Annotated in this window: 15 protein-coding genes; 5 read left to right on the forward strand and 10 right to left on the reverse strand. The window is 72.0% G+C overall.

The window, feature by feature from the left end; all coding sequences use genetic code 11:
* Nucleotides 1-503: 503 nt before the first annotated feature.
* Nucleotides 504-1,079, forward strand: a complete 576-nt coding sequence (locus CAP_RS32145) for a hypothetical protein (protein WP_156041330.1) — start codon at nucleotides 504-506, stop codon at nucleotides 1,077-1,079.
* Nucleotides 1,080-1,408: 329 nt separating this feature from the next.
* On the opposite strand, the gene CAP_RS32150 is transcribed toward CAP_RS32145, so the two are convergent.
* From CAP_RS32150 to CAP_RS32160, 3 genes are read right to left on the reverse strand one after another with little or no spacing between them, the layout of a single operon-like run.
* The gene (locus CAP_RS32150) at nucleotides 1,409-1,729 is read right to left on the reverse strand and encodes a PD-(D/E)XK nuclease domain-containing protein (RefSeq protein ID WP_044247880.1); all 321 of its coding nucleotides are present in this window, start codon (nucleotides 1,727-1,729) and stop codon (nucleotides 1,409-1,411) included.
* 10 nt (nucleotides 1,730-1,739) lie between these two features.
* A complete protein-coding gene (locus tag CAP_RS32155; RefSeq protein WP_044247881.1) occupies nucleotides 1,740-2,957 on the reverse strand; it encodes a DUF1444 family protein in 1,218 nt (405 codons plus the stop codon).
* Nucleotides 2,958-2,967: 10 nt separating this feature from the next.
* Nucleotides 2,968-3,564: a hypothetical protein gene (locus CAP_RS32160; RefSeq protein WP_044247883.1), complete on the reverse strand. Its 597-nt coding sequence runs from the start codon at nucleotides 3,562-3,564 to the stop codon at nucleotides 2,968-2,970.
* A gap of 99 nt (nucleotides 3,565-3,663) precedes the next feature.
* Between CAP_RS32160 and CAP_RS32165 the strand changes: the two genes are divergently transcribed.
* On the forward strand, nucleotides 3,664-5,298 hold the full coding sequence (locus tag CAP_RS32165) for a long-chain fatty acid--CoA ligase (RefSeq protein ID WP_044247884.1): 1,635 nt from the start codon (nucleotides 3,664-3,666) through the stop codon (nucleotides 5,296-5,298).
* 148 nt (nucleotides 5,299-5,446) lie between these two features.
* Nucleotides 5,447-6,598, forward strand: a complete 1,152-nt coding sequence (locus CAP_RS32170) for an acyltransferase family protein (protein WP_044247886.1) — start codon at nucleotides 5,447-5,449, stop codon at nucleotides 6,596-6,598.
* 21 nt (nucleotides 6,599-6,619) lie between these two features.
* Here CAP_RS32170 and CAP_RS32175 read toward each other — a convergent pair whose 3' ends face one another.
* The 5 genes from CAP_RS32175 to CAP_RS32195 all read right to left on the reverse strand — a co-directional run bounded on the left by CAP_RS32175 (nucleotide 6,620) and on the right by CAP_RS32195 (nucleotide 15,078).
* Nucleotides 6,620-7,984, reverse strand: coding sequence for a cytochrome P450 (locus CAP_RS32175; RefSeq protein WP_044247887.1), 1,365 nt, complete (start codon nucleotides 7,982-7,984; stop codon nucleotides 6,620-6,622).
* Entirely contained in the window at nucleotides 7,981-8,967 is a 987-nt protein-coding gene (locus CAP_RS32180; RefSeq protein ID WP_044247889.1) for a terpene synthase family protein, read from the reverse strand. Before CAP_RS32180 ends, CAP_RS32175 begins: the two co-directional genes overlap by 4 nt.
* A gap of 80 nt (nucleotides 8,968-9,047) precedes the next feature.
* A complete protein-coding gene (locus CAP_RS32185; RefSeq protein ID WP_052376419.1) occupies nucleotides 9,048-10,676 on the reverse strand; it encodes a prenyltransferase/squalene oxidase repeat-containing protein in 1,629 nt (542 codons plus the stop codon).
* Nucleotides 10,673-12,037 carry a cytochrome P450 gene (locus tag CAP_RS32190; protein WP_044247890.1) on the reverse strand — a complete coding sequence of 455 codons (1,365 nt, stop codon included), beginning with the start codon at nucleotides 12,035-12,037 and terminating at the stop codon, nucleotides 10,673-10,675. The genes CAP_RS32185 and CAP_RS32190 overlap by 4 nt, the downstream gene beginning before the upstream one ends.
* A gap of 290 nt (nucleotides 12,038-12,327) precedes the next feature.
* Nucleotides 12,328-15,078, reverse strand: a complete 2,751-nt coding sequence (locus CAP_RS32195) for a vWA domain-containing protein (protein ID WP_081865491.1) — start codon at nucleotides 15,076-15,078, stop codon at nucleotides 12,328-12,330.
* Nucleotides 15,079-15,637: 559 nt separating this feature from the next.
* Here CAP_RS32195 and CAP_RS32200 point away from each other — a divergent pair.
* The gene (locus tag CAP_RS32200; RefSeq protein WP_052376420.1) at nucleotides 15,638-16,144 is read left to right on the forward strand and encodes a hypothetical protein; all 507 of its coding nucleotides are present in this window, start codon (nucleotides 15,638-15,640) and stop codon (nucleotides 16,142-16,144) included.
* A 206-nt stretch (nucleotides 16,145-16,350) separates the two neighbouring features.
* Here CAP_RS32200 and CAP_RS55275 read toward each other — a convergent pair whose 3' ends face one another.
* Entirely contained in the window at nucleotides 16,351-20,136 is a 3,786-nt protein-coding gene (locus CAP_RS55275; RefSeq protein ID WP_081865492.1) for an FG-GAP-like repeat-containing protein, read from the reverse strand.
* Between the two features lie 47 nt (nucleotides 20,137-20,183).
* Between CAP_RS55275 and selA the strand changes: the two genes are divergently transcribed.
* Nucleotides 20,184-21,575: an L-seryl-tRNA(Sec) selenium transferase gene (gene selA, locus CAP_RS32210; protein WP_044247893.1), complete on the forward strand. Its 1,392-nt coding sequence runs from the start codon at nucleotides 20,184-20,186 to the stop codon at nucleotides 21,573-21,575.
* A 126-nt stretch (nucleotides 21,576-21,701) separates the two neighbouring features.
* On the opposite strand, the gene CAP_RS32215 is transcribed toward selA, so the two are convergent.
* A complete protein-coding gene (locus CAP_RS32215) occupies nucleotides 21,702-23,249 on the reverse strand; it encodes a hypothetical protein (RefSeq protein ID WP_044247895.1) in 1,548 nt (515 codons plus the stop codon).
* Nucleotides 23,250-23,252: the final 3 nt, after the last annotated feature.

Raw genomic sequence — 23,252 nt, forward strand, 5'->3', positions numbered from 1 at the left:
GCCACATTGCGGTGAGGGCGGACGGCCGACCGTCGTTGTTCCGGAGCGGGAACGGGTGCGTCGGCGCCGACCGCCGTTGTTCCGGAGCGGGAGCGTGTACGTCGGGGGCCGACCGCCGTTGTTCCGGAGCGGGAATGGGTGCGTCGGGGGCCGACCGCCGTTGTTCCGGAGCGGGAATGGGTACGTCGGGGGCCGACCGTCGTTGTTCCGGAGCGAGAATGGGTACGTCGCGCTCTCGATCAGGTTGGTAGAATCGCCTCGATCACCTTGAAAAGAGCCTGTTTCTTGCGCGAAAGTAGCACTTTGATTGCGCGTGCTTCACCTCGGGCGAGGTGGTGACATTGGAAGAAAGAAAATCGTCGCCGGTCCCATTGACGAAAATCGAATTGCAGACCATCTATGGGGGCGTGCGGGGCCGGTGACTCACCGGGGCGCACGCGGGTCGGCGCATGCGCCCTCATTCCGGGGGCGCACGTCGAACCTTCACAGTGAGGAGATGCATCATGGCGAGCATTGTTGTTCAGCCTCATCCGGGGCCTTACGTGCACGATTTCAGCCACCTGAGCGAGTTCACGGTCGACGTCCAGGAAGGGCACACCAAGGGTCTCTGCAGGGAGAAGCTGGGGTGGTCTGTCGCCAATCAGGAGCTGGCCACCAACCTGCCTCTGCACGCCGCGACGCTCGGGCTCGCCTCGGGTTTCTACGGGCAGGTGGAGGTGCTCAACGATCGGCTCGCTCAGGTCCGCAGCGCGCTGGTGGTGGTGGGCAAGCTGATGGAGGCGCTGGAGGAGACGGAGATCATCCTGGAGGATGAGCGCGAGACCCTGGTCAACGTGGTGGTGAATGCCACGCGCACCGTCTCCAAGCGCAAGAACCCCGCGGTCCGCGTGGCTTTCGAGGAGACCGAGCGCTACCACGGCCAGGTGGCGCGGCGGGCCGCGAAGACGCGCCGCCGGAACGCGGAGGAGGCCGAGGCCGCCGCGGCTGAGGAGGCAGCGGAGGCCGCCGCGGGGGATACCAAGGCCAAGGGCGCCGTCTCCGCAACGGCGGGCGGTGCAACTGCGGCCGACGCCGCATAGCCAGGGCCCCTGGGGGCCGCCGACGGTGAATGTCGGCGGTCCACCTCACAGGCCACCCACCCTCTGAACCTGCCCGCGCCGCCTGACGCATGCGCCGATGTCCCCTCCCGGGTCGGTGCCTCCGGAGAGGGCGGCGCGCGGTGGTCCCTCTCCTGAAATCACCCGCGCTACCTGACGATTGCACCGGCGTTCCCTCCCGGGTCGGTGCATTCAGCGGTGCGGCGCGCGGTGGCTCCCCTCCACGAGTCGCATGATTCGCTTGCCGGTGCGCTTTGCGCATCCACAAGCCGGACGATTCGCTTGCCGGTGCGCTTTGCGCATCCCCTCCGTCAGCGCGGGTGCATGTGGCGCCTTCCGCAGCCGACCACGTGAATGCGCTTCCCGGCGTGCTCGACGGCGCGCAGCGTGAGCTTCTCCGACCAGGGGATCTCCTTGCGCAGGTCGAACAGCACGAGCCAGCCTTCGGCGAGGCCGGCGCGGTCCAGGTACCCTGCGAGCTGGTCGAGGGCTTCCTCCTCGGTGTCGGTGTCGCGCCGGAGTTTCAGCTCGATGACGTGCCGCGCGTGGCGCTCGTCTCGCCACACCACCAGCAGATCCAGGGCGCCGCGGCCCAGGCCGTACTCGCGCGGGATGCGGCCGCCACCGTTCACGACCCGCTGGTCACGAGGCGTCTTTGCGAAGCGCGGCCAGCTCGGCGTCGGTGGGGAAGGTGTCGACGCGGTAGCGGGGGGGGTAGAGGTCGACGGGGATCATGCGGTCGCCGAGCAGCTCGGTGGCGCGGGACCAGGGGCAGAGGAGGGTGCGGGTGTCTTCGGGGGCGTCGGGGTCGACGAGGACCAGGTCGTCGGCGTGGGGGAGGAGGGTGGAGACGCCGCGGGTCCAGGCGCAGTAGGAGCGCATCTCGTCGTCGTCGTCGCGGATGCGGGTCTTGTGGCTGGCCACGAAGATCGGGTTGCCCTGCTCCTTGTGGAGGGCGTCGAGGAGGTGCTTCTGGCGCTCGTACTCGGAGGTGAGGGTGGCGATGCGGAGGGCGGCGAAGCGGGCGTGGAGGGGGTGGCCCTGCTCGGGGATGAAGGGGGCCCAGGTGTCGTCGTCGAGGAGGCAGACCGGGATGGTGGTGATGGCGCGGTTGTCCTCCATGTAGCTCTCGGTGAGGGCGGCGAGGACGTCGAGGCCCTGGATGTCGTCGGTGCCGGTGACGATCAGGGCGTCGCGGTGGGCGACCATCACCACCGGGTCGCCGCGGACGAGGAGGCGGCGGAGGGTGTCGGTGAGGATGAGGCGGGCGGCGTCGTGGTTGTCGCGCCAGGGGGAGAGGTACACGCCGTGGTGGACGCGCTCGAAGGGCTCGGCGCTGAGGGCGCGGAGGTTCTCGCGGGCGATGTGGAGGGCCTCCTCGAAGGAGATGTTCCACGTGGCGAAGACGTCCTCGGGGACCTCGACGATGTGCTCGGGCAGGTCCTGGACGAGGCCGAGGGCGAGGTGCTCGGCGACGGGGCGGTACAGGCCGCTGCGCGGGGCGGAGATGCCCTCGATCTGCAGACGCAAGGGGAGGGCGGTGTAGAAGAAGCGGTCGCGGATGCGCGGGAGGAGGCGGGGGAGGATCTCGGCGAGGGGGACGTCAGCGAGGGAAGGGGTGGGGCCGAGGGCGTAGCGCTGGAGGATGGCGCGGCGGCGGCTGCGGGGGGCCTGGAGGTAGGCGTCGTAGCCGTTGGCGAGCCAGGAGATGGCGGGGGAGTCGTCGCCGATGCGGAGCTTGAAGCCTTCGGGCTCGTAGCGGATGGGGCGGTCTTCGCCCTTCTTCCGCATGGCCTTGATGATCATCTGGGCATAGTCGTCGCGGGTCGGCCGGCCCCGGAGGCGATCCCAGAAGCCCATGGGGGGCGGCTCAGGTGGACGCCGGCTTGGCCGACGCGGTGATGGGCACGAAGCTGCCGGTGCGCACGCGCTCGCCGCGGGCCTGGGCAGGGATGCCGGCGGGGTAGACGGTGACGCGGGCCTCGCCCACGGTCTGGCCGCGGTCCTTGAGCCACTCCTCGCGCTCGGCGACCCAGGCGAGGACGGCCTCGCGGGCCTCGGGGGTGATGGCGCGGGTGTCGTTGACGTCGGCGAGCTCCAGGTCGCGGTCGTAGCGGTAGCGGATCTCCATGGGGCGGTCGGGGGGGGCGCTGGCGAGGGCGGCGCGCTGGGCCTCGACGACGGCCTGGTCGCGCTTCGCGGCCTCCTCGGCGCGGCGGCGGGTCTCCTCGTGGGCCTTGGCGTCGAGGGCCTGCTCGCTCTGGCGCTCCTCGTCGTCGAGGGGGCGGAGGGCGGCGCGGAGGCGCGCGTCGATCTCGGGATCGATGCTGGTCATGGCCACGCCGAGCACTTCCTGGAAGCGGGGGCGGTCCTTGAGCCAGGCGAGGGCGTCTTCCTCGGTGGGGAAGGAGACGATGGTGCGATCGCCACTGGAGAGGTCGCGGACCTGGAGATCGATGGGCGTCATCCGGGTACGATCGCCGAGTTGACGGTTCTCTGCAACGGGGCACCGCGCGTGCGTACGGCGATGCGCGCGAGACGCCGGGTACGACCGAAAGGAACGGACATGCTTGCTGGACGCATGATGGATTTTCCGCTGACGCTGACGCACTTCCTGGAGCGGGTGAAGACGTTCCACGGCCGCGGGGAGGTGGTGACGCGCAACCCCGACCGGTCGCTGTCGCGGACGACGTACGCGGACATCACCAAGCGCTCGGCGCGGCTGGCGCACGCGCTGACGCGGCTCGGGGTCGGGCCGGGCGACCGGGTGGCGACGCTGTGCTGGAACCACGCGCGCCACCTGGAGGCGTACCTCGGGGTGCCGGCGATGGGGGCGGTGCTGCACACCCTGAACCTGCGGCTGCACCCGCGGGAGATCGGCTACATCGCCAACCACGCCGGGGACCGGGTGATCCTCGTCGACAGGTCGCTGCTCAAGCTTTTCCGGGCGTTCAAGGACGCGGTGACCACGCTGGAGCGGGTGATCGTGATCGGCGACGACGGCGAGGTGGAGGAGGCCGACGGGCTCGATTACGAGGCGCTGCTCGCGGCGGAGGCTGGTGCGTTCCCGTGGCCGGCGCTCGACGAGGGGTCGGCGGCGATGATCTGTTACACCTCGGGGACGACAGGGGACCCGAAGGGGGTGGTCTACACCCACCGGTCGATGGTGCTGCACACCCTGGCGTGTTGCATGGCCACGGTGACCGGGGTGCGCGAGAGCGACGTGGTGCTGCCGGTGGTGCCGATGTTCCACGCCTCGGCGTGGGGGCTGCCGTACGTGGCGGTGGCGACGGGGGCGAAGCTGGTGATGCCGGGGCCGCACCTGGATCCGGCGTCGCTCCTGGAGCTGATGGCGAAGGAGAAGGTGACCACGGCGGGGGGTGTGCCGACGATCTGGCTGGGGATCCTGGCGCTGCTCGATCAGGACGCCTCGCGCTGGGATCTGTCGGCGATGCGGGTGATGCTGATCGGGGGCTCGGCGGCGCCGCCAGCACTCATCGACGGCTTCTGGAGCCGGCACAAGCTGCGGGTGGTGCACGCCTGGGGGATGACCGAGACGAGCCCCGTGGGGACGATGGCGCACCTGAAGTCGACGATGGACCTCGACGCGGCAGGAGAGCTGGAGGTGCGGTCGTCGCAGGGGTTCCCGCTACCGTTCGTGGAGCAGCGGCACGCGGGCGAGGACGGGAAGGTCCTGCCCTGGGACGGGCAGACGATGGGCGAGCTGGAGGTGCGGGGGCCCTGGGTGGCGTCGTCGTACCTGGGCGACGAGGGGGCCGATCGGTGGACGGCCGACGGGTGGTTCAAGACAGGCGACGTGGTGACGATCGACGCCGAGGGCTACGTGCGGATCACCGACCGGTCGAAGGACGTGGTGAAGTCGGGCGGGGAGTGGATCAGCTCCGTGGCGCTGGAGAACGCGCTGATGGCGCACCCGGCCGTGCTGGAGGCCGCAGTGTTCGCGGCGAAGCACGAGAAGTGGTCGGAGCGGCCGCTGGCCGCGGTGGTGCTGAAGCCCGGGCAGGAGGCGACGAAGGAGGCGCTCTACGGGCAGCTCGAGGGGAAGTTCACGAAGTTCTGGCTGCCGGACGACATCCTGTTCGTGGAGCAGATCCCGCGGACGTCGACGGGGAAGTTTCTGAAGACGAAGCTCAGGGAGCAGTACGGGGAGTACCTGGTGAAGGCGAAGCAGGAGGCGTGAGCCGAGGGGGGGGCGTGATGGCGGAGATGGATGAGGGCACGCTGGGAGCGCTGGGAGCGCACCTGCGCCGCGAGCGTCGCTGGCCTTGAGGGGGGCGCGAAACGGAAGAAATCATCCGCAACCGTGGTCAATTTTTCGAGGACAACGCATGACCAGCACCGCCATTGCGGTTCCCCCCGCCGCGACCCAGCAGCGGCGCCTGACCGCGCTCACCGGCTATCGCTTCGCGCTCGCCTCGACGATTCTGTTCACCCACACCTTCTATTCCATGCAGCTCTTCCACACCGATCCGGCGAAGGATCCCCTGGCCCTCAGCGTGCCGGTGGGGACGGCCGCGGTGTCGTCGTTCTTCGTGCTCAGCGGGTTCGTCCTGGCCTGGTCTGCCCCAGCTTCGGACACCTTCCGTGCCTTCTGGCGGCGCCGCGCGGTCAAGGTCTATCCCAACCATGCGCTGACGTGGCTGGCCACCGTCATCTTCCTGCTGGTGGTCACCACGCCGTCGCTGATGTTCGGCACCGACGTCGGTGTCGATGCCGACAAGGCCATCCTCAACCTGCTGCTGCTGCAGAACTGGGTGCCCCGGATGGACTACATCGGCAGCATCAACGGCATTAGCTGGTCGGTGTGCTGCGAGGCGTTCTTCTACGCGGTCTTCCCGTTCCTGTTCCCGGTGCTCCAGCGCATCCCCGCCCAGCGGCTGTGGCACTGGTTCGCGGTGCTCGGGGCGCTGGTCGTCGTCATTCCCGGCCTGACCTACCTGCTGGAGGGGCCGGACGCGGCCCCGTGGGCGCGCATGCCGGTCGCGCAGATCTGGTTGGCCTACGCCTTTCCTCCGACGCGGCTGCTCGAATTCATGATGGGGATCCTGACGGCGCGGATGATCCAGACCGGGCGGTGGCCGCACATTCCCGTGTGGGCGCCGCTGCTCGTCAGCGGGCTCATTTTCCTGACGACGCCGGTCCTGCCAGCGGCATACCTCTTCGGCGCCGCGGAGGCGGTCCCGATGGCGCTCGTGGTGCCTGCTCTGGCCACCCGAAACCTCGCCGGTCAGACCGGGTGGCTGGACCGGCCCGGCATGGTGCTCCTCGGCAACGCTTCCTACGCCCTCTATCTCTGCCACTACCCGATCTTGCGCGTCCTCCGGCACGTGGTCGGCCCGCAGCGGCGCTTCGCGTGGTGGTCAGGGACGCTCATCGGCCTCGTGGGGATGGCCATGTCCCTGCTCGTCGCGGTGCTCGTGTACACCTACTTCGAGGACCCGATCGTCAGGCGCTTTTCCCGCCGCCGCGCGTCTCCGTGACTGCGCGCTGACGAGCCTCCGTCACGAGGCGTGCTGGGGCGTGCGGGCGATGGCGCGCATCCGCAGGCCGCGTGGCTGCAGGACGATGTTGCGGGTGTCGGGGCGGACGGGGTGGCCAGGTACGGGTCGCAACTGCCAGCGGGAGGCGATGGTGGCGAGGGCGAGCGTGGACTCGATCATGCTGAACTGGTCGCCGATGCATCTGCGGGCGCCGTCGCCGAAGGCGATGAACGTGTCCCGGGGCGGCGCCGGGCGCCGGGGGCTGTCCCAGCGATCGGGATCGAAGCGCTCGGGATCGGGGTACAGGTCGGGGCGGTGCTGGATGAGGTACGCGCTGTAGAGGAGGGTGGTGCCGGCGGGGAGGAGATGCCCGCCGAGGTGGGTGTCGACGGCGATGGTGCGGGTGAGCAGCCATCCGGGGGGCCAGAGGCGCAGGGTCTCGGTGACGCAGCGGCTGGTGAGCTTGAGCCTGGGGAGGTGCTCGTGCGCGGCGGGGCTGCCCTGGAGGACAGCGTCGACCTCGGCGCGCAGGCGGTCCTCGATGTCGGGGTGTTGCGCGAGGAGGTGCAGCGCCCAGGCCACGGTGTTGGCGGTGGTCTCCGTGCCGGCGGAGAAGAAGGTCACGAGCTGGTCGGCGATCTCATCGTCGGAGAGGGCCGGGCGGGTCTCTGTGGGGTCGGGGTCGCGGGCAGCGAGCAGGGCCGAGAGGAGGTCGCCCTGGTCGGTGCCACTTTCGCGGTGGTCGGCCAGGATGGTGCGCACGGTCCGGTGCAGGCGGTCGCGGGCCTCGTGGAAGCGGCGGTTGCTGGGGATGGGCAGCCGATCCAGGGGCGGGGGCATGAGCATGCGCTGGAAGGTGCCGTGCGCGAAGGTGGTGATGTCGTCGATGGCCTGGCGGAGCACAGGGGGAGCGAGGGTGTCCGAGAACAGGGTCATGGTGGTGACCCGCCCGGTGAGGGTCTGCATCTCGGCGAGCACGTCGAGGACCTGCCCGTCGCGCCAGGAGCCGGTCATGGCGACGATCTGGTCGGTCATGGTCTGCGCGTAGCGGGCGAGGCGCGCGGGGTGGAACGCGGGCTGGAGCAGGCGCCGCTGGCGGCGGTGCATGCTGTGCGGGCAGGCGGCGATGCCGTTGCCGCCCACCTCGCGGAGGCGTTCGTAGAGGACGCCGCCTCTGTCGAAGGTGCGGTCGTCGAGCAGGACCTGGTGGGTCAGGGCCGGGTCGCAAACCATGACGGCCTGGAAGGGGCCGAGGCAGACGCGCACGAGGTCGCCGTGGGCCGAGAGGGACCTGAGGAAGGCGAGGGGATCACGCAAGAGCGGCGCGAGGTGGCCGAGCAGCGGCAGCGCCCCGGGCGCGGTGGCGATGGAGCTTGCGGTGCTCATGAGCGCGTCGCGTACCTGGCGTAGGTGATCTGCTGGACGGCGCCGCGGACGACGTGCTCGATGAGGCTGGCGTGCTCGGGGTGCGGGTCGGCGCCCGAGGCCAGCTCGTCGAGCAGGTGTCGCACGTGGAGGGCTTTGCGCCGGGTGTGGTCGGCGGCGAGGGCGCTGGCGGCTTCCAGGTCACCCCCGGTGTCGCGGGCGAGGATGGTCTGCAAGGCGAGCACGTCGCCGTGGCCCCGGGCGATCTCCCGGTGGTAGGAGACGAGGTCGTTGATCCACCCGCACAGGGTCGCGGCCTCGTCTTCCAGGCGGCGGAAGCGCGGGGAGTCGAGCAGGTCCTGGGAGGGGTCGTGGGCGGCGGCGATGCGGGCGACGACCATGAACGGGCGCGCGAGGATGGTGTAGGAGCGCATGGCGCTGTAGTCGGCGAGGGTGACCTCGGCGGGGCGCCGGCCGTGGTGGGCGTCCCAGACCATGGCAAGGAAGCTGTCGCGGAGGGATGCGGTGAGGTGGGCGTACTGCGAGGCCGTGCTGCGTGCCCTGAAGCGCGCGAGGAGGTCGTGCAGGGCGGCCGCGAAGGGTGAGCGCTCCGCCGCGGGAGCGCCGGTGCCGCTGTTCATGACGGTGACGAACTCCGCGAGGAGGCGGCTCAGCGCGGCGGCGGCCTGCGCGGCGGCGGCCTGCGCGTCGTCGACCTGCGCGTCGTCGACCTCCACGTGGCGGTCGTCGAAGGCGACGAGCCACACGGCCAGGTCCACGGAGAGCGCCACGGCGTCGAGGTCGGCGTCAGGCAGGATCACCGCGCTGGCCTGCGCGCACGACGAGGTGATCGCCGGCCGATCGGTGAGCTGGAACCGCTGGGCCCAGGCCGTGGCGCGGCGCTGGGCCTCCTGCTGGTGGGGGCTGGTCCGGAAGGGGCCGGGGAAGACGTCGCCGAGGGCAGACTCGGACAGGGCGCGAGGTGTGTGGTCGGCTGGCTTCACGGTGGGCCTGGCTCTCGTTTGTGGGGTGGCTGGGGTGGCTGGGGTGGCGGCCATCCGGGGGTGGCCAGCCCGAGGCGGGCTCAGTACGCGGTCTGGGGGCCGATCCGGAGACGGCGCAGGGTCTCGCGGGTGGCCAGGATCTCGGCGTCGATCATGGCCTGTGGAGCGTAGAGGGTCTTGTCGTGCCACAGGGCGGGGTGGTGGTGCAGAGGGTCGGCGCCGGCCTCGTCGAGGAAGCGGGCCGCGGCGGCGAGCTGGGTCCTCATGCGAGGTGAGGGCCCGGCAGTGCCCGCGGCCAGGAGGATGACGGAGGCGGCGTAGGCGGTCTCCTCGGCGGTGCCCGACCACACGCCCCAGGAGCCGTCGGCGCGCTGGGAGTCGCGCATCCAGCGCCCAGCCGCTTGCAACGCGGCCTCGATGCGGGGGGCGCGAGGGATGGAGGCGAGGGCGGTGACGGTGCGGCTCGTGGCGTAGTACGGGGACGCGTGCCACTTGTCGCCCCAGTGGCCTTCGGGCTGCTGCCGGCCGAGGAGCCAGTCGCGCAGGCGCTCGATGGGAGCCGCGCGCGCCGCAGGGTGGCCGAGGGCGTCGGGGGTGTTCAGCCAGTGGGTCCAGGCGTGCAAGGCGTGCGCGTTGGCGGTGATGGAGCTGGTGTCCTCGCCGAGGTAGCAGTCGTAGTAGGCGCCGTTGTCGAACCTGGCGAGCGCCTCCGGCGACCAGGGCTGCCCGAGCTGGGCGCAGAGCAGGACGGTCATCGCGGTGTCGTCCGCGTCGGGGGCGAGGTCCGGGGCGCCGCGCACGCCTTCGGGGTGGCGGTCGGCCAGGGCCCAGGTCAGGGCGGTGTCCGCCGCGGCTGCGGGGAGCCCGGTGCGGGCCAGGGCGGCGGCGGACCACAGGCGTTCGAAGGTGCGGATCGGCGCGGCCTCGGGGAACAGGCCGCCATAGCGGGCCGCGATCGTGGAGAGCAGGGACACGGCGGCGCTGCGGTCGGCGGGGCGCGGGGACAGCGCTCCGGCCGCGGCGGTGGCCGCAGGGGAGCTGCCCACCAGGCCAGTGACGGCGGGGACCAGCGCGCCTTCGCAGTGGCGGGCGATGCCCTCGAAGGTGTGCCGGAGCTTGAAGGGTAGCGCCCCGCGCGCTGCCGCCTTCGCGCCGACGCGCCGAGGAAGCGCCGGGTCGAAGCCGGGCAGGGGGCCCAGGCGCGCGCACGGCCACCCGCTGGATCCCGGCAGGTGGTCGCCCGCGCTGGCGAGGAGGTCGTCGATGCGCGCGGTGAGCTCGGGGATCAGGATCTGGATCGCGGCGGTGTCCGGCGCGGGCCCGGCCCCGGCCAGCGCAGGGATCACGGACAGGGCACGGGCGACGGCTGCGGCGGTGCGGGCGAGGGGCAGGTCGGGCGCAGGGCTGACGACCAGCAGCCGCAGCAACGCCTCGGCAGCGCTGAGGGTGGGCAGCAGCCGGTGCGGGGCGGGGCCTTCGCCAAAGCTCCCGTCCGGGTGCTGCCCGTCGAGCAGCCAATCGATGCGCTGGGCGGTGCCGGCGAGATCGGGCAGGAAGGACAGCACGCGCGCGGTCTCGTAGACCGAGGGCCTCACGCGCCCCCAGGGGTCGGCCTCCAGCGAGGCGATCAGATCCGCGGCCGCCTGGTCGTAGGCGGGTCTCGGTGCGGGGGAGGTGCCGGGGGTGAGGGGGGGGCGCTGGGCGATCATGAGGGCTGCTGGGTCGTGCGGGAGACGGCACGCATGCGGAGGCCGCGTGGCTGCAGGACGATGTTGTGGGTGTCAGGGCGGACGGGAGGGCCAGGTACGGGTCGAAGCTTCCAGCGAGAGGCGATGGTGGCGAGGGCGAGCGTGGACTCGATCATGCCGAACTGGTCGCCGATGCATTTGCGAGGACCGCCGCCGAAGACGATGAACGCATCTCGGGGCGGCGCCGGGCGCTGGTCGCTGTCCCAGCGGTCGGGATCGAAGCGCTCGGGGTCGGGGTACAGGTCGGGGCGGTGCTGGATGAGGTACGCGCTGTAGAGGAGGGTGGTGCCGGCAGGGAGGAGGTGCCCGCCGAGGTGGGTGTCGACGGTGACGGTGCGGGTGAGCAGCCATCCGGGTGGCCAGAGGCGCAGGGTCTCGGTGATGCAGCGGCTGGTGAGCTTGAGCCTGGGCAGGTGCTCGTGCGCGGCGGGGGCGCCCTGGAGGACAGCGTCGACCTCGGCGTGCAGCCGGTCCTCGATGTCGGGGTGCTGGGCGAGGAGGTGCAGCGCCCAGGCCACGGCGTCGGCGGTGGTCTCCGCCCCGGCGAAGAAGAAGGCCACGAGGTGGTCGGCGATCTCGTCGTCGGAGAGGGTCGGGCGCGTCTCGGCAGGGTCGGGGTCGCGGGCGGTGAGCAGGGCCGAGAGGAGGTCGCCGTGGTCGGTGCCGCTGGCGCGGCGTTCGGCCATGAGGCTGCGCACGGTCCGGTGCAGGCTGGCGCTGGCCTCGTGGAAGCGGCGGTTGCTGGGGATGGGCAGCCGATCCAGGGGCGGGGGCATGAGCATGCGCTGGAAGGTGCCCTGGGCGATGGCCTTGATGTCGTCGATGGCCTGGCGGAGCACAGGGGCCGGGAGGGCGTCCGAGAACAGGGTCATGGTGGTGACCCGTCCCGTGAGGGCCAGCATCTCGGCGAGCACGTCGAGGACCTGGTCGTCGCGCCAGGCGTCGGTCATGGCGACGATCTGGTCGGTCATGGTCTGCGCATAGCGCGCGAGGCGCGTGGGGTGGAACGCGGGCTGGAGCAGGCGCCGCTGCCGGCGGTGCAAGCTGTGCGGGCAGGAGCCAAGGCTGTCACCGCCCACCTCCCGGAGCCGTTCGTAGAACACGCCGCCTCTGTCGAAGGTGCGGTCGTCGAGCAGCACCTGACGGGTCAGGGCCGGGTCGCAGACCATGACGGCCTGGAAGGGGCCGACGCAGACGCGCACGAGATCGCCCTGCGCCGGGAGGGACCTGAGGAACGCGAGGGGATCCCGCGCGAGCGGTACGAGGTGACCGAGCAGCGGCAGCGCGCCTGGCACGGTGGCGATGGGGCTGGCGGTGATCATGCGCGCTCCGTGAGGCTGTGGTCGTCGGCGAACTCGGGGGGCTGCATAGTGGCGCGCGCGCCCGGGTGCCACGAGGTTTCAAGGAAAGAGAGAGCGACGTCCTCGGTTCGAACATGGATGCGCGACGAGGGAGCCAAGAAGCCACCCGGTGGTTGGCGATCCGCGCACGAATTGCGCGTTTCAGCGCCTCTTCGGGAGTGACGAAGCGCTTCGAGCGGAGCGATGTTGGGGCGGAGCGATGAAGGGGATGGAGACGCGTCGCTCGGGAGGGACTCGTGCGGGTCGAGCGATTAACGCAGGTGGGTGTGGGCGGCGGTTTCGAGGAGCATGGCGAGGACCAGGGGGTCGGAGGTCGCGCCGGAGGAGCCGGTGTGCATGCGGAGGCGGGCGAGGCGGGCGGCGTCGGTGAGGAAGAGGGGCTCGTTCAAGGTCTCGGCGGCCTGACGGAGGATGCCTTCGCGCTCTTCGAGGAGGGCGGTGGCGCCGCCGCGGTCGCCGCGGGTGATGCGCAGGGCGGCCTGGGTGAGGGCCTCGCCGGCGGCGAAGCCTTGCACGGTGCGGGCGACGCCGGGGTCCTGCGAGGCGGCGCTCTGGGCGTCGCTCTGGGCGAAGTGGACGGTGAGGGGGAGCTCCTCGGTGATGTTCTTCTTGGCGATGCGGTCCTTGTAGCGCAGCTCGATGGTGCCCACGTTCGCGGTGCCGGTGGCAGTGGCGGTGTTAGGCGCGGCGCGGAGCTTGAAGAGGAGGGCGTGGCTGTCGTCGCGGGAGAAGGCGGGCATGAAGAAGCGCATCCCGCCCTCGCGGTCCTCGTGGCGGTTCGCGGCGATCTTGTCGCGGGCCTGGGCGTGGACGTCGGCGGCGATCTCCTGGGTGCGCACGCTCTGGGACTCGGTCTCGTTGAGGCGGCGGGAGCCGTAGACGCGGAGCAGCTCCACGCCCTGCTTGAGGCGGACGCGGACCTCGACGGCGGAGGCCACGGGGTCGAGGCGGCGGTCGAGCTCCGAGGTGAGGGCGGGGGCGATCTGCTGCGTGTCGCGGAGGTAGTAGTAGCCGCCGGCGCCGTCGCTGGCGATGGCGCTCATCAGCTCGCCGTCGTAGGAGGCGCCGAGGCCGAAGGAGCTGGTCTGGATGCCGCCCTGGAAGGCGTCGAGGGCGAGGCGGGAGAGGCGGCCGCGGTCGGTGATGCCGTCGGAGGCCTGGCCGTCGGAGAGGAGGAAGACGACGCGCACGGCGTCCTCGGGGATGGTGGGGAGGCTGGCCTGGGTGTAGCCGTAGCGAAGGCCTTCGCCGATGTTGGTGCCGCCGGAGGAGCGGAGGTCGTCGATGACGCGCTGGATGGCCTGGCGGCGGGCGCCGACGAGGCCGTCGGGGACCTTCACCTCGGCGTTGCTGCCGAAGGTGGTGAGGGAGAAGTCGTCGTTCGGGTCGAGGCGGTCGACGAGGATCTTGGCGGCCTGCTTGGCGCGCTCCAGGGACTCGCCCTCCATGGAGCCGCTGGTGTCGAGGACGAGGTGCACGGAGAGGTGGGGGCGCGCGGAGGGGGCCTCGGCGCTGGAGCGGAGGCCGAGGCGGAGGTGGAAGGCGCCGCCGGAGGGGGGGAGCGCGGTGCGTTCGAGATCGGCGCGCAGGCCGAGGGCCTTGCCGGGGGGGAGGTCGAGGTTCGGGGCGTAGCGGGCGCCGACGTCGCTGACGATGACGCGCTCGGCCTCGGGGAGGATGCCGCGGGCGATGGCGGACTCGAAGGCGGCGAGGTGGCCGCCGCCGGGGCGGTAGGTGGTGGCGAAGCGGCCGTTGGGATCGAGCGGGGCCTCGGCGATCGCGCCGGGGTGGACGGGCGGGGCGTTGCTGTTCTGGGGCGCGCCTGCGTAGGCGGAGAGATCCGGGGTGGCGTGCTTGCCCGCGAGGCGGCCGTGGCCGGTGCCGTAGCCCTGGCCTGTGCCAGTACCCGCGCCGGTGCCGGCGCCGTGGCCCGCGCCGTTGCCGAAGCCCTGGCCGGTGCCGGCGCCGGCGCCGTGGCCGATGGTGCCGATGCTGCCGAGGCCGATGCCGCCGCCGCTCTCGCCCATGCCCGTGAGGCCCAGGCCAGCGGCGCCGCCTCCCTGCGTGGGGCCATTGCCGAGGGAGTCGTCGCGGCCCCAGGGGGCGGCGGGCGCGTTGGGGTCCCCGCCGCTGCCGGTGTTGAGCAGGCCGATCATCCCGAACTCGGCGGCGTCGCGCAGGCTGTCCCGGCGGGCGATGGCGAGGGCGCCAGGATCCTGAGGGCCTGTCACGCCGTAGCGGTTGCCGGTGGCGTTCCTGGACGGGTTGCCCAGGGAGCCCTCCTCGCCCTTGGCGCGGGTGCCGCTGCCTCCCTCCTTCACGTCGGCGTTGTTCTCGGCGACCTGCTCCGTCTCCTGCTCCTCCATGTCGCGCTCGGCGGCGGCGGCGAGGTACTGCTGCATGATGTAGACCTGGTCGGCGGTGGGGCCGTCGTCGGTGGGCGGGGGCGTGGGGCTCATCGCGAAGGCGGCGAGGGCGCCGAGGTGCGCGAGCGCGGAGAGGGCGACGAGGCCCATGGTGCGGCGGCCGGGGCGGGCGCGGAAGGCGCGCTCGTCGAGGGGCTGGGCGGCGGTGACGCGGATGTGGATGTCACCGAGGTGGATGTCGAGGAGGTCGAGGTCGGCGACGGGGATGGCGACGGCGCCTTCGAGGCCGTCGACGGTGCTGTCCACGTGGCGCTCGCGGGCGGCGGCGGTGGTGAGCGAGGCGCCGCGGAGGGTGAGGGTGCCCTGAGCGTCGGGGTGGAGGGCGAGGCAGGTGCGGCCCTGGGCGTCGCGGAAGAGGAGGGGGACGCGCTTCTGGCCGAGGACCTGCTCGGGGAGGAAGCCGTCGCAGGGGCGGCCGTCGGGGCGCGCTTCGCCGAGATCGAAGGGGCGAGGGGGAGCGAGGTGGGCGAGGTGAAGGACGGTCTCGCCCCAGGAGATCACGATCTCGAGGTCCCGGGGACGGGCAGCGGGGCGGGGGGCTTCGGGGCTTTCGCTCGAGTGCGTGACGCTGGACATGGCTTTACCCTCTCCGCACAGGGGGTGCGGCACGGCGTGGTTCGGCGCGCGTGGGGCGGGTCGCCAGGTCGGCGCTCCCGCACGCTCCATGCGGCGCAACGGGGCTGACAGCGGTCTGTCGGGAAGGTTCCGCGTTCGCGTGACATGCCGCGGATCGGGGTCGGGCTTCGTGGGCAGTGCCGCGGATCGGGGTCGGGTCGGCCCGGAGGAGCGGCGTTTTGGATCAAGAGAGATCCAGTGGGGCATCGCGTGCCCATCCCTTGAGAGGCGTGCGCGAGGCGTGCGCGTCTCGCAGGTCTACAGGTTTCCGCTCAGGACCGACGCGTGAGTGCGGTTATCCGAGATGAAGGGTGGGTGGTGCCAGAAGGCACACATTGGAACTGGACACCCCTCGGAACCCGGTGGTACTAGGTGGGCCGTGACGATGTAGGTGGGTGCGCACCGAGGCGCACCTCGGTCTCCGGGGAGAGACCGAAGGCTCGCGGGGATGGCTGGCAAGCAGGTTGCAATCCGTGACTGTCGCTTCAAGCCACCTCGACGCGGATAGCGGAGAAGACCGATGAAGTTTGCTTGGACCTGGATGGGCATCGCGAGTGGGGCACTGCTCATGGGTGGGCTGGCGTTCGGAGCGACGGGCCAGATCGCCGAGGAAATGGCCGCCGAAGCACACGCCGGAGAGGCTGTTCAGGGCTGCGGCGCCGAGGTCGTGAGCTGGAGCTATGACGCGGAGCGGCAGGTGCTCTCGCTGAGCGACGGCAGCGTGCAGCTCAACTGCTGCGGTCAGCGCTCGATCCAGGTGGAGCGGGTCGACAACGTGATCGAGGTGACCGAGCGTGACCGGCCCGACGAGGGTGGGCGCTGTGCGTCGTCCTGCACCTTCGACCTGTCGACGTCGGTGGCCCAGGTGGGCTCCGGCGAGGTGTTCGTGAAGCTGCTCCGCGACGTGACCGACGAGAACGGGAGCCCCGTGCTGGTGTGGCAGGGCAACCTGGACCTCACGAAGACCGCAGGCCACGTGGCGATGGAAGAGGCGGCGCCCGGGCCGTGCGAGGTCGCCGCGCGCTGAGATCCCCGTGAGCGCGGCGTTCGCGCCGCGCGCTGCATGAAGAGACGCCCGTCCGGAGAGACGGGCGTTTTCGTTTTGTCTGGCGGTCGCGCTGTCCGGCAGTCGCTGTTCGGCGGTCGCTGTCCAGCGGTCGCGCTGTCCGGCGGTCGCTGTCGCTGTCCGGCGGTCGCGCTGTCCAGCGGTGAGCGCGGGCGTCTGCGAGGACGTCAGCGTGTGGGGCGTCGTGAGCGCGCGCGGGCGGTGCGGGCTGCGAAGGCGGTGAGGGTGGCGAGGGCGAGGAGGACGGGGGGACGCGCAGGGCGAGGATCGGCGTGGCCCGGGAGGGTGCAGGCGCAACCTCCGGCGGCGCGGAGGGGGGAGGGGATGGTGGGCGTGGGCACGACGCACATCTCGGCGGTGAGGGGCGTCGCGGCGGTGCGGGTGGCGCCCTGGGAGAGCGGGGTGTCGAGGTTGCCGGTGTTGCGGTTGTCGTGGTGGTAGCTCTCCCAGGCGATGATGGTGTCGGTGGGGGCCTGGGTGTGCCAGGCGTAGAGCCAGCCGTCGCGGGTGCCGACGGTGACTTCGAGGAGGCCGTCGCCATCGAGGTCGCCGAGGGCGGGGGTGGAGGTGATCCACTGGCCCGTGAACTTGGGGAAGCCAGGGGCCTCGCGGCCGCAGCCGTCGAAGGCGCGGAGGAAGTAGCCGCCGGAGCCGGTGAGGATCTCGGGGTAGTCGTCGCCGGTGAGGTCGGCGATCGCGTGGTTGTTGAAGAAGGTGTAGTCCTCGAGGACGACGGGGAGCCCAGGGAGCATGGCGCCCGTCCTGCCGCTCCAGGCGGCGAGGAGGTGGTGGTCGCCAGGGATGCGGGCGCCGCTCTGCACGAGGGCGGCGAGGGAGAGGGAGCCGCCGGAAGCGACGATGTCGGGGGTGCCGTCCTGATCGATGTCGCCGAGGGAGGGCTGGGCGAAGAGGGGGAGGAAGCTGTTGGGGCGGTAGGCGGTGGAGGCCGGGCCGAAGTCGCTGGCAGGGGCGAGGCCGCGGGCGCCGTCGGGGCGCAGGGGGAGGGAACGCTCGGGGAGGTCGGTGAGGGAGGGCTGGGGGCCGGGGTTCGCCGGGAGGACGAGGGGGGTGCTGGCCTGGCCGTGGGCGACGGCGGCGAGGGTGCCGTTGAAGCGGGCGATGGCGCCGGAGTTGGGGACGCCCTCGGCGACGAGGGGGAAGAGCTGGAGGGAGCCGAGGGTGACGGGCCAGCCAGGGAGGATGGGGCCCTCGGGGGCGCCGTTGCCGCGGCCGTCGAGGAGGTAGACGGCGCCGGCCGCGCCGTCGTTGCCGAGCTGCTCGTTGGAGCCGACGAGGAGATCGGGGATGCCGTCGTCGTTGAAGTCGCCGACGGCGGGGGTGGTGAGGATGCGGTTGCGCGCGGGCGCGTCGGCGTGAGGGCCGGTGTAGTGCAAGGCGACGGGGAAGCCGGGGAGGTCTTCGCCCGTGGCGCGGAAGGCGTAGACGTTGCCGTCGAAGGCGGCCTGCACGATGTCGAGGGCGCCGTCGCCGTCGAGGTCGACGAGGACCGGGGAGGCGAAGGCGCCGCGCGCGATGCGGCTCGCGGTGGACATGCAGGTGGAGACCGGGGGCGCGCCGACGCCGAGGGGACAGGAGGGGACCTCGGGGAGGCGGCGGGGCCATCCGGGCGCGAGGGCGCCGTCGTTGCCGATGACGTAAACGGTGCCAGGCCAGGTGCTGATCACGATCTCGGGGGCGCCGTCGCCGTCGAGGTCGTCGATGGCGGGGGTGTTGACGATGGCTTCGCGGCCGATGTCAGGGAGGACCGCGCCGCTCTGGTAGGCAGGGGCGGCGAGGTAGCTCGGGGTGGTGGGGGTGGGCGGGGGATCGGCGAAGCCGTCGATGAGGGCGGTGCGGAAGGGGAAGCCGGGGAGGGGCTGGGGGCCGGCGGTGGTGATGCGGAAGGCTTCGACCTTGCCGTCGGAGGTGGCGTAGACGAGGTCGCGGACGCCGTCGCCATCGAGGTCGGCGAGCCTGGGGCTGCCCTCGGCGCTGGCGCCGAGCTGGATGGGGAAGCCCTTCACGAGGGTGGGGTCGCGGGTGAGGTAATAGGTGCGGCGCATCTCGCCGGGGACGTCGCCGATGTCGCCGCCGTAATGGGCGACGGCGCGCACGCGCACGGTGATGGCGCTGTCGTTCTCGCCGAAGGGGCTGTCGGGATCGCGGGCCTCCTCGGCGTCGAAGCGGACGGTGCGGAGTTCGAGGGTGGCGAGGATGCCGTCCTCGGCGCCGGAGACGACGGTGGAGGGGACGTTGGTGGCCTGGGCGAAGGCGGTGAATGCGTCTTCGAGGGGCTGGACGCCAGGGGCCCATTCGACGGTGTAATCGTAGGAGGTGGCGCGGCGGGCAGAGACGGTGGCGCGGATGGGGACGGGGCCGTCGACGCGGTCGTCGTAGAGGACCTGGAACCAGAGGGGGTAGGTGATGTCCACGGCCGGGGGGATGCGCTCGGCGAGGACGGCCTCCACGGCGCGGTTGGCGTTGACGCGGCCATAGCCGAAGCGCTGGTCGAAGCCGGGCTGGGACCAGGCGTACTGCGCGCCATCCTCGCGCGATTCGGGGGCGTTGATGTCGTCGGCGGTGATGAAGAGGAGGCCCTGGGCCTCGCCCGGGGAGAGGGGGAGGTCCTGCTTCAGGGCCGCGGCGTAGAGGAGGCCGGCGATGCCGGAGAGCTGGCCGGTGGCCTCGCTGGAGCAGCCGGTGCCGGAGGCGGAGAGGAAGTTCTGGCCGCCGTAGTTGGAGCAGGGGTGAAAGTCGAGGAACGTCGTGGAGCTGGTGACGCTCGGTCCGTCGTACCGGATGGCGTGGACCGGGAGGGTGTGGTTGCTCGTGGTGGGGAGGTTGTGGTGGCGTGAGCTCTCGTCGGCCATGGAGGTGATGACGAGGACGCCCTTGTCGTAGGCGTAATCGAGCGCCTTCTGGGTGAGGCTGTTGTTGTTGATGGTGCCGAGCGCGCACTGCACGACGCGGGCGCCATTGTCGGTGGCATAGACGACGGCCTGGGCGAAGTCGGAGGCGTCGGTGATGAAGCTGTCGCCGACGCGCATGGGGATGAAGCGGCAGTCGGGGCAAGCGCCGGCGGTGCCGACGCCGTTGTCGGCCTGGGCGACGGAGTGGCGGGCCTCGCTGGTGCCGTGGCCGTAGCGGGTGTCGTCGTAGGGGTCGTTGTCGTCCTTGAAGAAGTCCCAGCCGGCGATGTCGTCGGTGTAGCCATTCTGGTCGTCGTCGATGCCGTCCGAGAAGTGGAGGATGAGGTCTCCGGCGTCGAGGAAGCCGTTGGCATTGCGGTCGCCCCGGGGACGCCCTTCCGCTTCCGGGGGGGTGAGGGAGGGGGTGTCGCGGTAGTCGGAGACGGTGAGCTTGCCGTCGCCATTGCAGTCGAAGCCGGCGAGATCGTCGGTGCCGCCGCAGGGGCCGTCGTTCGCGGTGCGGGGTTTGTGGCTGGCGAGCTCGCGGTGGTTCAGCCACACCTGCTCGATGAGGTCCTCCTCGTCCCACTGGATGCCGGAGTCGGTGATGGCGATGCGGACGCGGGGATCCCCGGTGGTGTGGCGCCAGGCGAGGTCGATGGACATGCCCGAGGCAGTCTCCTCGGGGCGGGGCATGACCGAGCCGTTCGGGGTGGGGAGGAACGAGTAGTAGTTCCATTGCCCGTCGCTGTCGTCGCTGTAGCCGTAGCCAGGATCGCTCGGCCAGTTGGCAGGGTCGGCCATGTCGGCGGCCGTGGCCGAAGGGGGAGGAGGCCAGGCGGCGGTGGCGTCTCCGGGGACGAGCGAGCCCGCGGCAGTGAGGAGGGCCAGCAGGCCCGTGGGGGGGGCGAGGCGTGCGAGGTGTACAGGGCGCGCGGGATGGGCGGGGTGGGTGGGGCGTGCAGAGCGTGCAGAGCGTGCAAAGCGTGCAAAGCGGGCAAAGCGTGCAAAGCGGGCAAAGCGCGCGAGGCGGGCGCGGGGCATGGCATCACCCTACCATCGGCGCGGCGAGGTGGGTAAAGCGGCCCATCATGACCAAGGTGGACCTGTCGCGGTTGCCGCGGGTGGACCGGGTGGCGCAGCATCCTTCGCTCGCCGGGCTGCGGCGCCGCCTCGGCGCGGAGGCAATGACGCGGCTGGCGCGGCGGGTCATCGAGGAGGCGCGCGCGGGGGTGCGGGCCGGGGCGTCGTGTCCGAGCGAGGAGGAGGCGGTGGCGCGGCTGATGGCAGCGGCGCAGGCGTCGCTGTCGGCGCGGAGCCGGGCGGTGATCAACGCGACGGGCGTCGTGCTGCACACGAACCTCGGTCGCGCGCCGCTCGGGCCCCGGGCGGTGCAGGCGCTGGCCCGCGCGGCGGGGGGGTACACGTCGCTGGAGGTGGATCTTTCGACGGGTCGGCGCGGTCCGCGGGGCGCGTTCGCGGAGGGGGCGCTCGCGTCGCTCGCAGGGGCAGAGGCGGTGCTGCTCGTGAACAACGGGGCAGCGGCGGTGATGCTGGCACTCGGGGCGCTGTCGGCAGGGAAGAAGGTGCTGGTGTCACGGGGGGAGCTCGTGGAGATCGGCGGTGGGTTCCGGGTGCCGGAGGTGCTCGCGCGATCGGGGGCGGAGCTTTCGGAGGTGGGGACGACGAACCGGACGCGGGTCGCCGACTACGCGCAGGCGCTGGAACGCGGGGGGGTGGGGGCGATCCTGCGGGTGCACCAGGGGAACTTCCGGCAGGTGGGGTTCGTGGAGCGGCCGGAGCGGCGGGCGCTGTCGGCGCTGGCGCGGGAGGCAGGGGTGTGGCTGGTGGAGGATCTGGGGGGCGGGGCGCTGGTCGATCTCACGCCGTCGGGGCTCGGGGAGGAACCGACGGTGCAGGCGTGCGTGAGCGGGGGCGTGGACGTGGTCTGCTTCAGCACGGACAAGGTGCTCGGAGGTCCCCAGGGCGGGGCGCTCGTGGGGCGGAGCGAGGCGGTGGAGCGCGCGCGTCGGGATCCGCTGGCGAGGGCGCTGCGGATGGGGAGGCTGCCGCTCGCAGCGCTGGAGGAGACGCTGGCCTGCTACCTGGAAGGAGACCTGGACGGGGTGCCCACGGTGCGGATGCTGAAGGCCACGCCAGAGGCGCTGCGGGCGAGGGCGGAAGGGTGGCGGGAGGCGCTCGGGGCGCGGGGGATCGCGGTGGAGGTGGTGATGCTGGAGGGCGCGGTGGGCGGTGGGGCGCTGGCAGAAGCTGCGCTGCCGTCGGCGGGGATCGCGTTCGGAGGGGAGGACGGGAAGGAAGACGTGGAGGAGGTGGCGGCGCGGCTGCGCGCCGGGGAGCCGGCCGTGGTGGGGCGGGTGCAGGAGGGGAGGGTGCTGCTCGATGCGCGCACGGTGCTGCCCGGTGAGGAGGAGGCGCTGCTCGCGGCGGTCGTCGCGGCGGTCGTCGCACTGAAGCGGTGAGCGCGGGCGCGGCGCGGGAACGTGCGGCGCGGGAACGTGCGGCGGGAACGTGCGGCGGGAGGGAAAGGGAGATGCGGGCGAGAGGCGCGAGGAAGCGAGGGGCGTGAAGACGGGGGCGCCAGAAGATCAGGGGAAGCAGATGGGAGGGGTGGGGAATGCTCCGCAGTGAGCGGGGTCCGTGGGGGCGACGACCCGGAGGGTGGCGTTCTGCGAGGTGAGGCGGCGGCGGGTGCCGCACTGGTTGCCGTTCGACTCTTCGAGGGCGGCGCACACGCCCGCTTCGTTGGGGAGCGACCACGCCTGGCCGGTGCCGTAGACGAGGTTGATGGCGTAGTTGCCCTCGGGGAGGCAGCCCTGCTGGACGGTGATGGTGCGGCCGAATTGCCGGGAGAGGCTCTCTTCGAGGGCCGCGGTGTTGCCGATGACGACGTTGCCCATGCTGTCGTCGAAGTGGGGGACGACGAGCACGCCGCCGAGGGCGGGGTTGGCGGGATGCAAGCAGAGGGCGGCGGGGCGCACGGCGATGATGGCCTCCGGCTGCACGGGGTCGGTGACCTCGGTCGCGCTGGTGAGCGCGACGGTGTCGGTGAGGGTCTTGTAGAGGGTGATCCCCTGGAGGATGACCGCTGGTGAGGTCTGCTTGGTGAGGGTCACAGGCCCGTCGACGAGCTTGCTGAAGACCGAGATGGGAGTGAGGGAGGGGATGAGATCGGAGTCGGGGATGTGGTCGTCGGGGGTGATGACGCCATCGCCGTTCACGTCCTGGCGCGCGTAGAAGAGGGTGGGCGTGATGCCCTCGCCGACCGGGAAGAAGAAGGGAGAGCGCGCGGCGTCGTCGCGCTCGTCGGCAGGGACACCTGCGGCGAGGCGGAGGCGGAGGAAGGAGGCCTCGGTGTCGGCGGGCGCTGCGGGCGAGAAGGTGTTGAACTGGAAGTCGGAGGCCATCTCGACGGTGCCCGGGTTCGCGGTGTTGCCGGTGGGCGCGAGGGCCTCGGCGACATGGAAGACGGGCCGTTCGAAGGGGAGGGGGAGGGCGAGGGTGACGGCGACGCCGCTGACGCGGGCGCCTTGCTCGGGGATGCGGCCGTCCACGCCGAGGGGGATGGCGCGGTACTCGGCCTTGGCGCCGGCGAGGACCGCGGCGGCGTTGGTGATCGCGCCGCCGCCGATGTCGCCCTGGGTGGGGAGGTTGGCGATGGAGAAGATGGGGTCGAAGTCGCCGTCGAGGTCGTAGAAGCCGCGGATCTGGTAGGTGCCCGCCGGGAGGGGGGCGATGCTCCAGGAGGCGCTGACGGTGACGTTGGGGGTGCCGGGAGGAGGGCAGCCCTCGGAGTAGCCGAGCTGGGAGCGGACGCCGGCGAAGAGCTCGTCGCCAGGGACGACGTCGAGGCTCGCAGCGGAGGTGCCGAGGCCGTCGGGAGGCGGGAGGAGGAGGGTGTTGAAGGCGAGGATGGCCGCGGCGCCGACGAAGCGGCCGCCCTGGATGCAGGGCGGGGGGCCGGTGTACGTGACGGTGCCTTCGATGATGCCCGCGGGGCCGCCGAACTCGGGGCGCGGGATGAAGGTGTCGATGTCGTCGCAGCCGGCGCCGGTGAGGGAGGCGAGCGCGAGCAGCGCGGGCAGGGCGGGCAGGGCGGCGAGGAGAGGCTGGATCTTGGAGGTGGTGCTGTTCATCGC

The organism is Chondromyces apiculatus DSM 436 (assembly GCF_000601485.1).
Taxonomy (GTDB): Bacteria; Myxococcota_A; Polyangia; order Polyangiales; family Polyangiaceae; genus Chondromyces; species Chondromyces apiculatus.

Bases quoted from the DNA above. Each gene is read 5' to 3' on its own strand.
- CAP_RS32145 (WP_156041330.1), top strand. From the start codon at position 504: ATGGCGAGCATTGTTGTTCAGCCTCATCCGGGGCCTTACGTGCACGAT.
- CAP_RS32155 (WP_044247881.1), bottom strand. From the start codon at position 2,957: ATGGGCTTCTGGGATCGCCTCCGGGGCCGGCCGACCCGCGACGACTAT.
- CAP_RS32160 (WP_044247883.1), bottom strand. From the start codon at position 3,564: ATGACGCCCATCGATCTCCAGGTCCGCGACCTCTCCAGTGGCGATCGC.
- CAP_RS32165 (WP_044247884.1), top strand. From the start codon at position 3,664: ATGCTTGCTGGACGCATGATGGATTTTCCGCTGACGCTGACGCACTTC.
- CAP_RS32170 (WP_044247886.1), top strand. From the start codon at position 5,447: ATGACCAGCACCGCCATTGCGGTTCCCCCCGCCGCGACCCAGCAGCGG.
- CAP_RS32175 (WP_044247887.1), bottom strand. From the start codon at position 7,984: ATGAGCACCGCAAGCTCCATCGCCACCGCGCCCGGGGCGCTGCCGCTG.
- CAP_RS32185 (WP_052376419.1), bottom strand. From the start codon at position 10,676: ATGATCGCCCAGCGCCCCCCCCTCACCCCCGGCACCTCCCCCGCACCG.
- CAP_RS32190 (WP_044247890.1), bottom strand. From the start codon at position 12,037: ATGATCACCGCCAGCCCCATCGCCACCGTGCCAGGCGCGCTGCCGCTG.
- CAP_RS32195 (WP_081865491.1), bottom strand. From the start codon at position 15,078: ATGTCCAGCGTCACGCACTCGAGCGAAAGCCCCGAAGCCCCCCGCCCC.
- CAP_RS32200 (WP_052376420.1), top strand. From the start codon at position 15,638: ATGAAGTTTGCTTGGACCTGGATGGGCATCGCGAGTGGGGCACTGCTC.
- CAP_RS55275 (WP_081865492.1), bottom strand. From the start codon at position 20,136: ATGCCCCGCGCCCGCCTCGCGCGCTTTGCCCGCTTTGCACGCTTTGCC.
- selA (WP_044247893.1), top strand. From the start codon at position 20,184: ATGACCAAGGTGGACCTGTCGCGGTTGCCGCGGGTGGACCGGGTGGCG.
- CAP_RS32215 (WP_044247895.1), bottom strand. From the start codon at position 23,249: ATGAACAGCACCACCTCCAAGATCCAGCCTCTCCTCGCCGCCCTGCCC.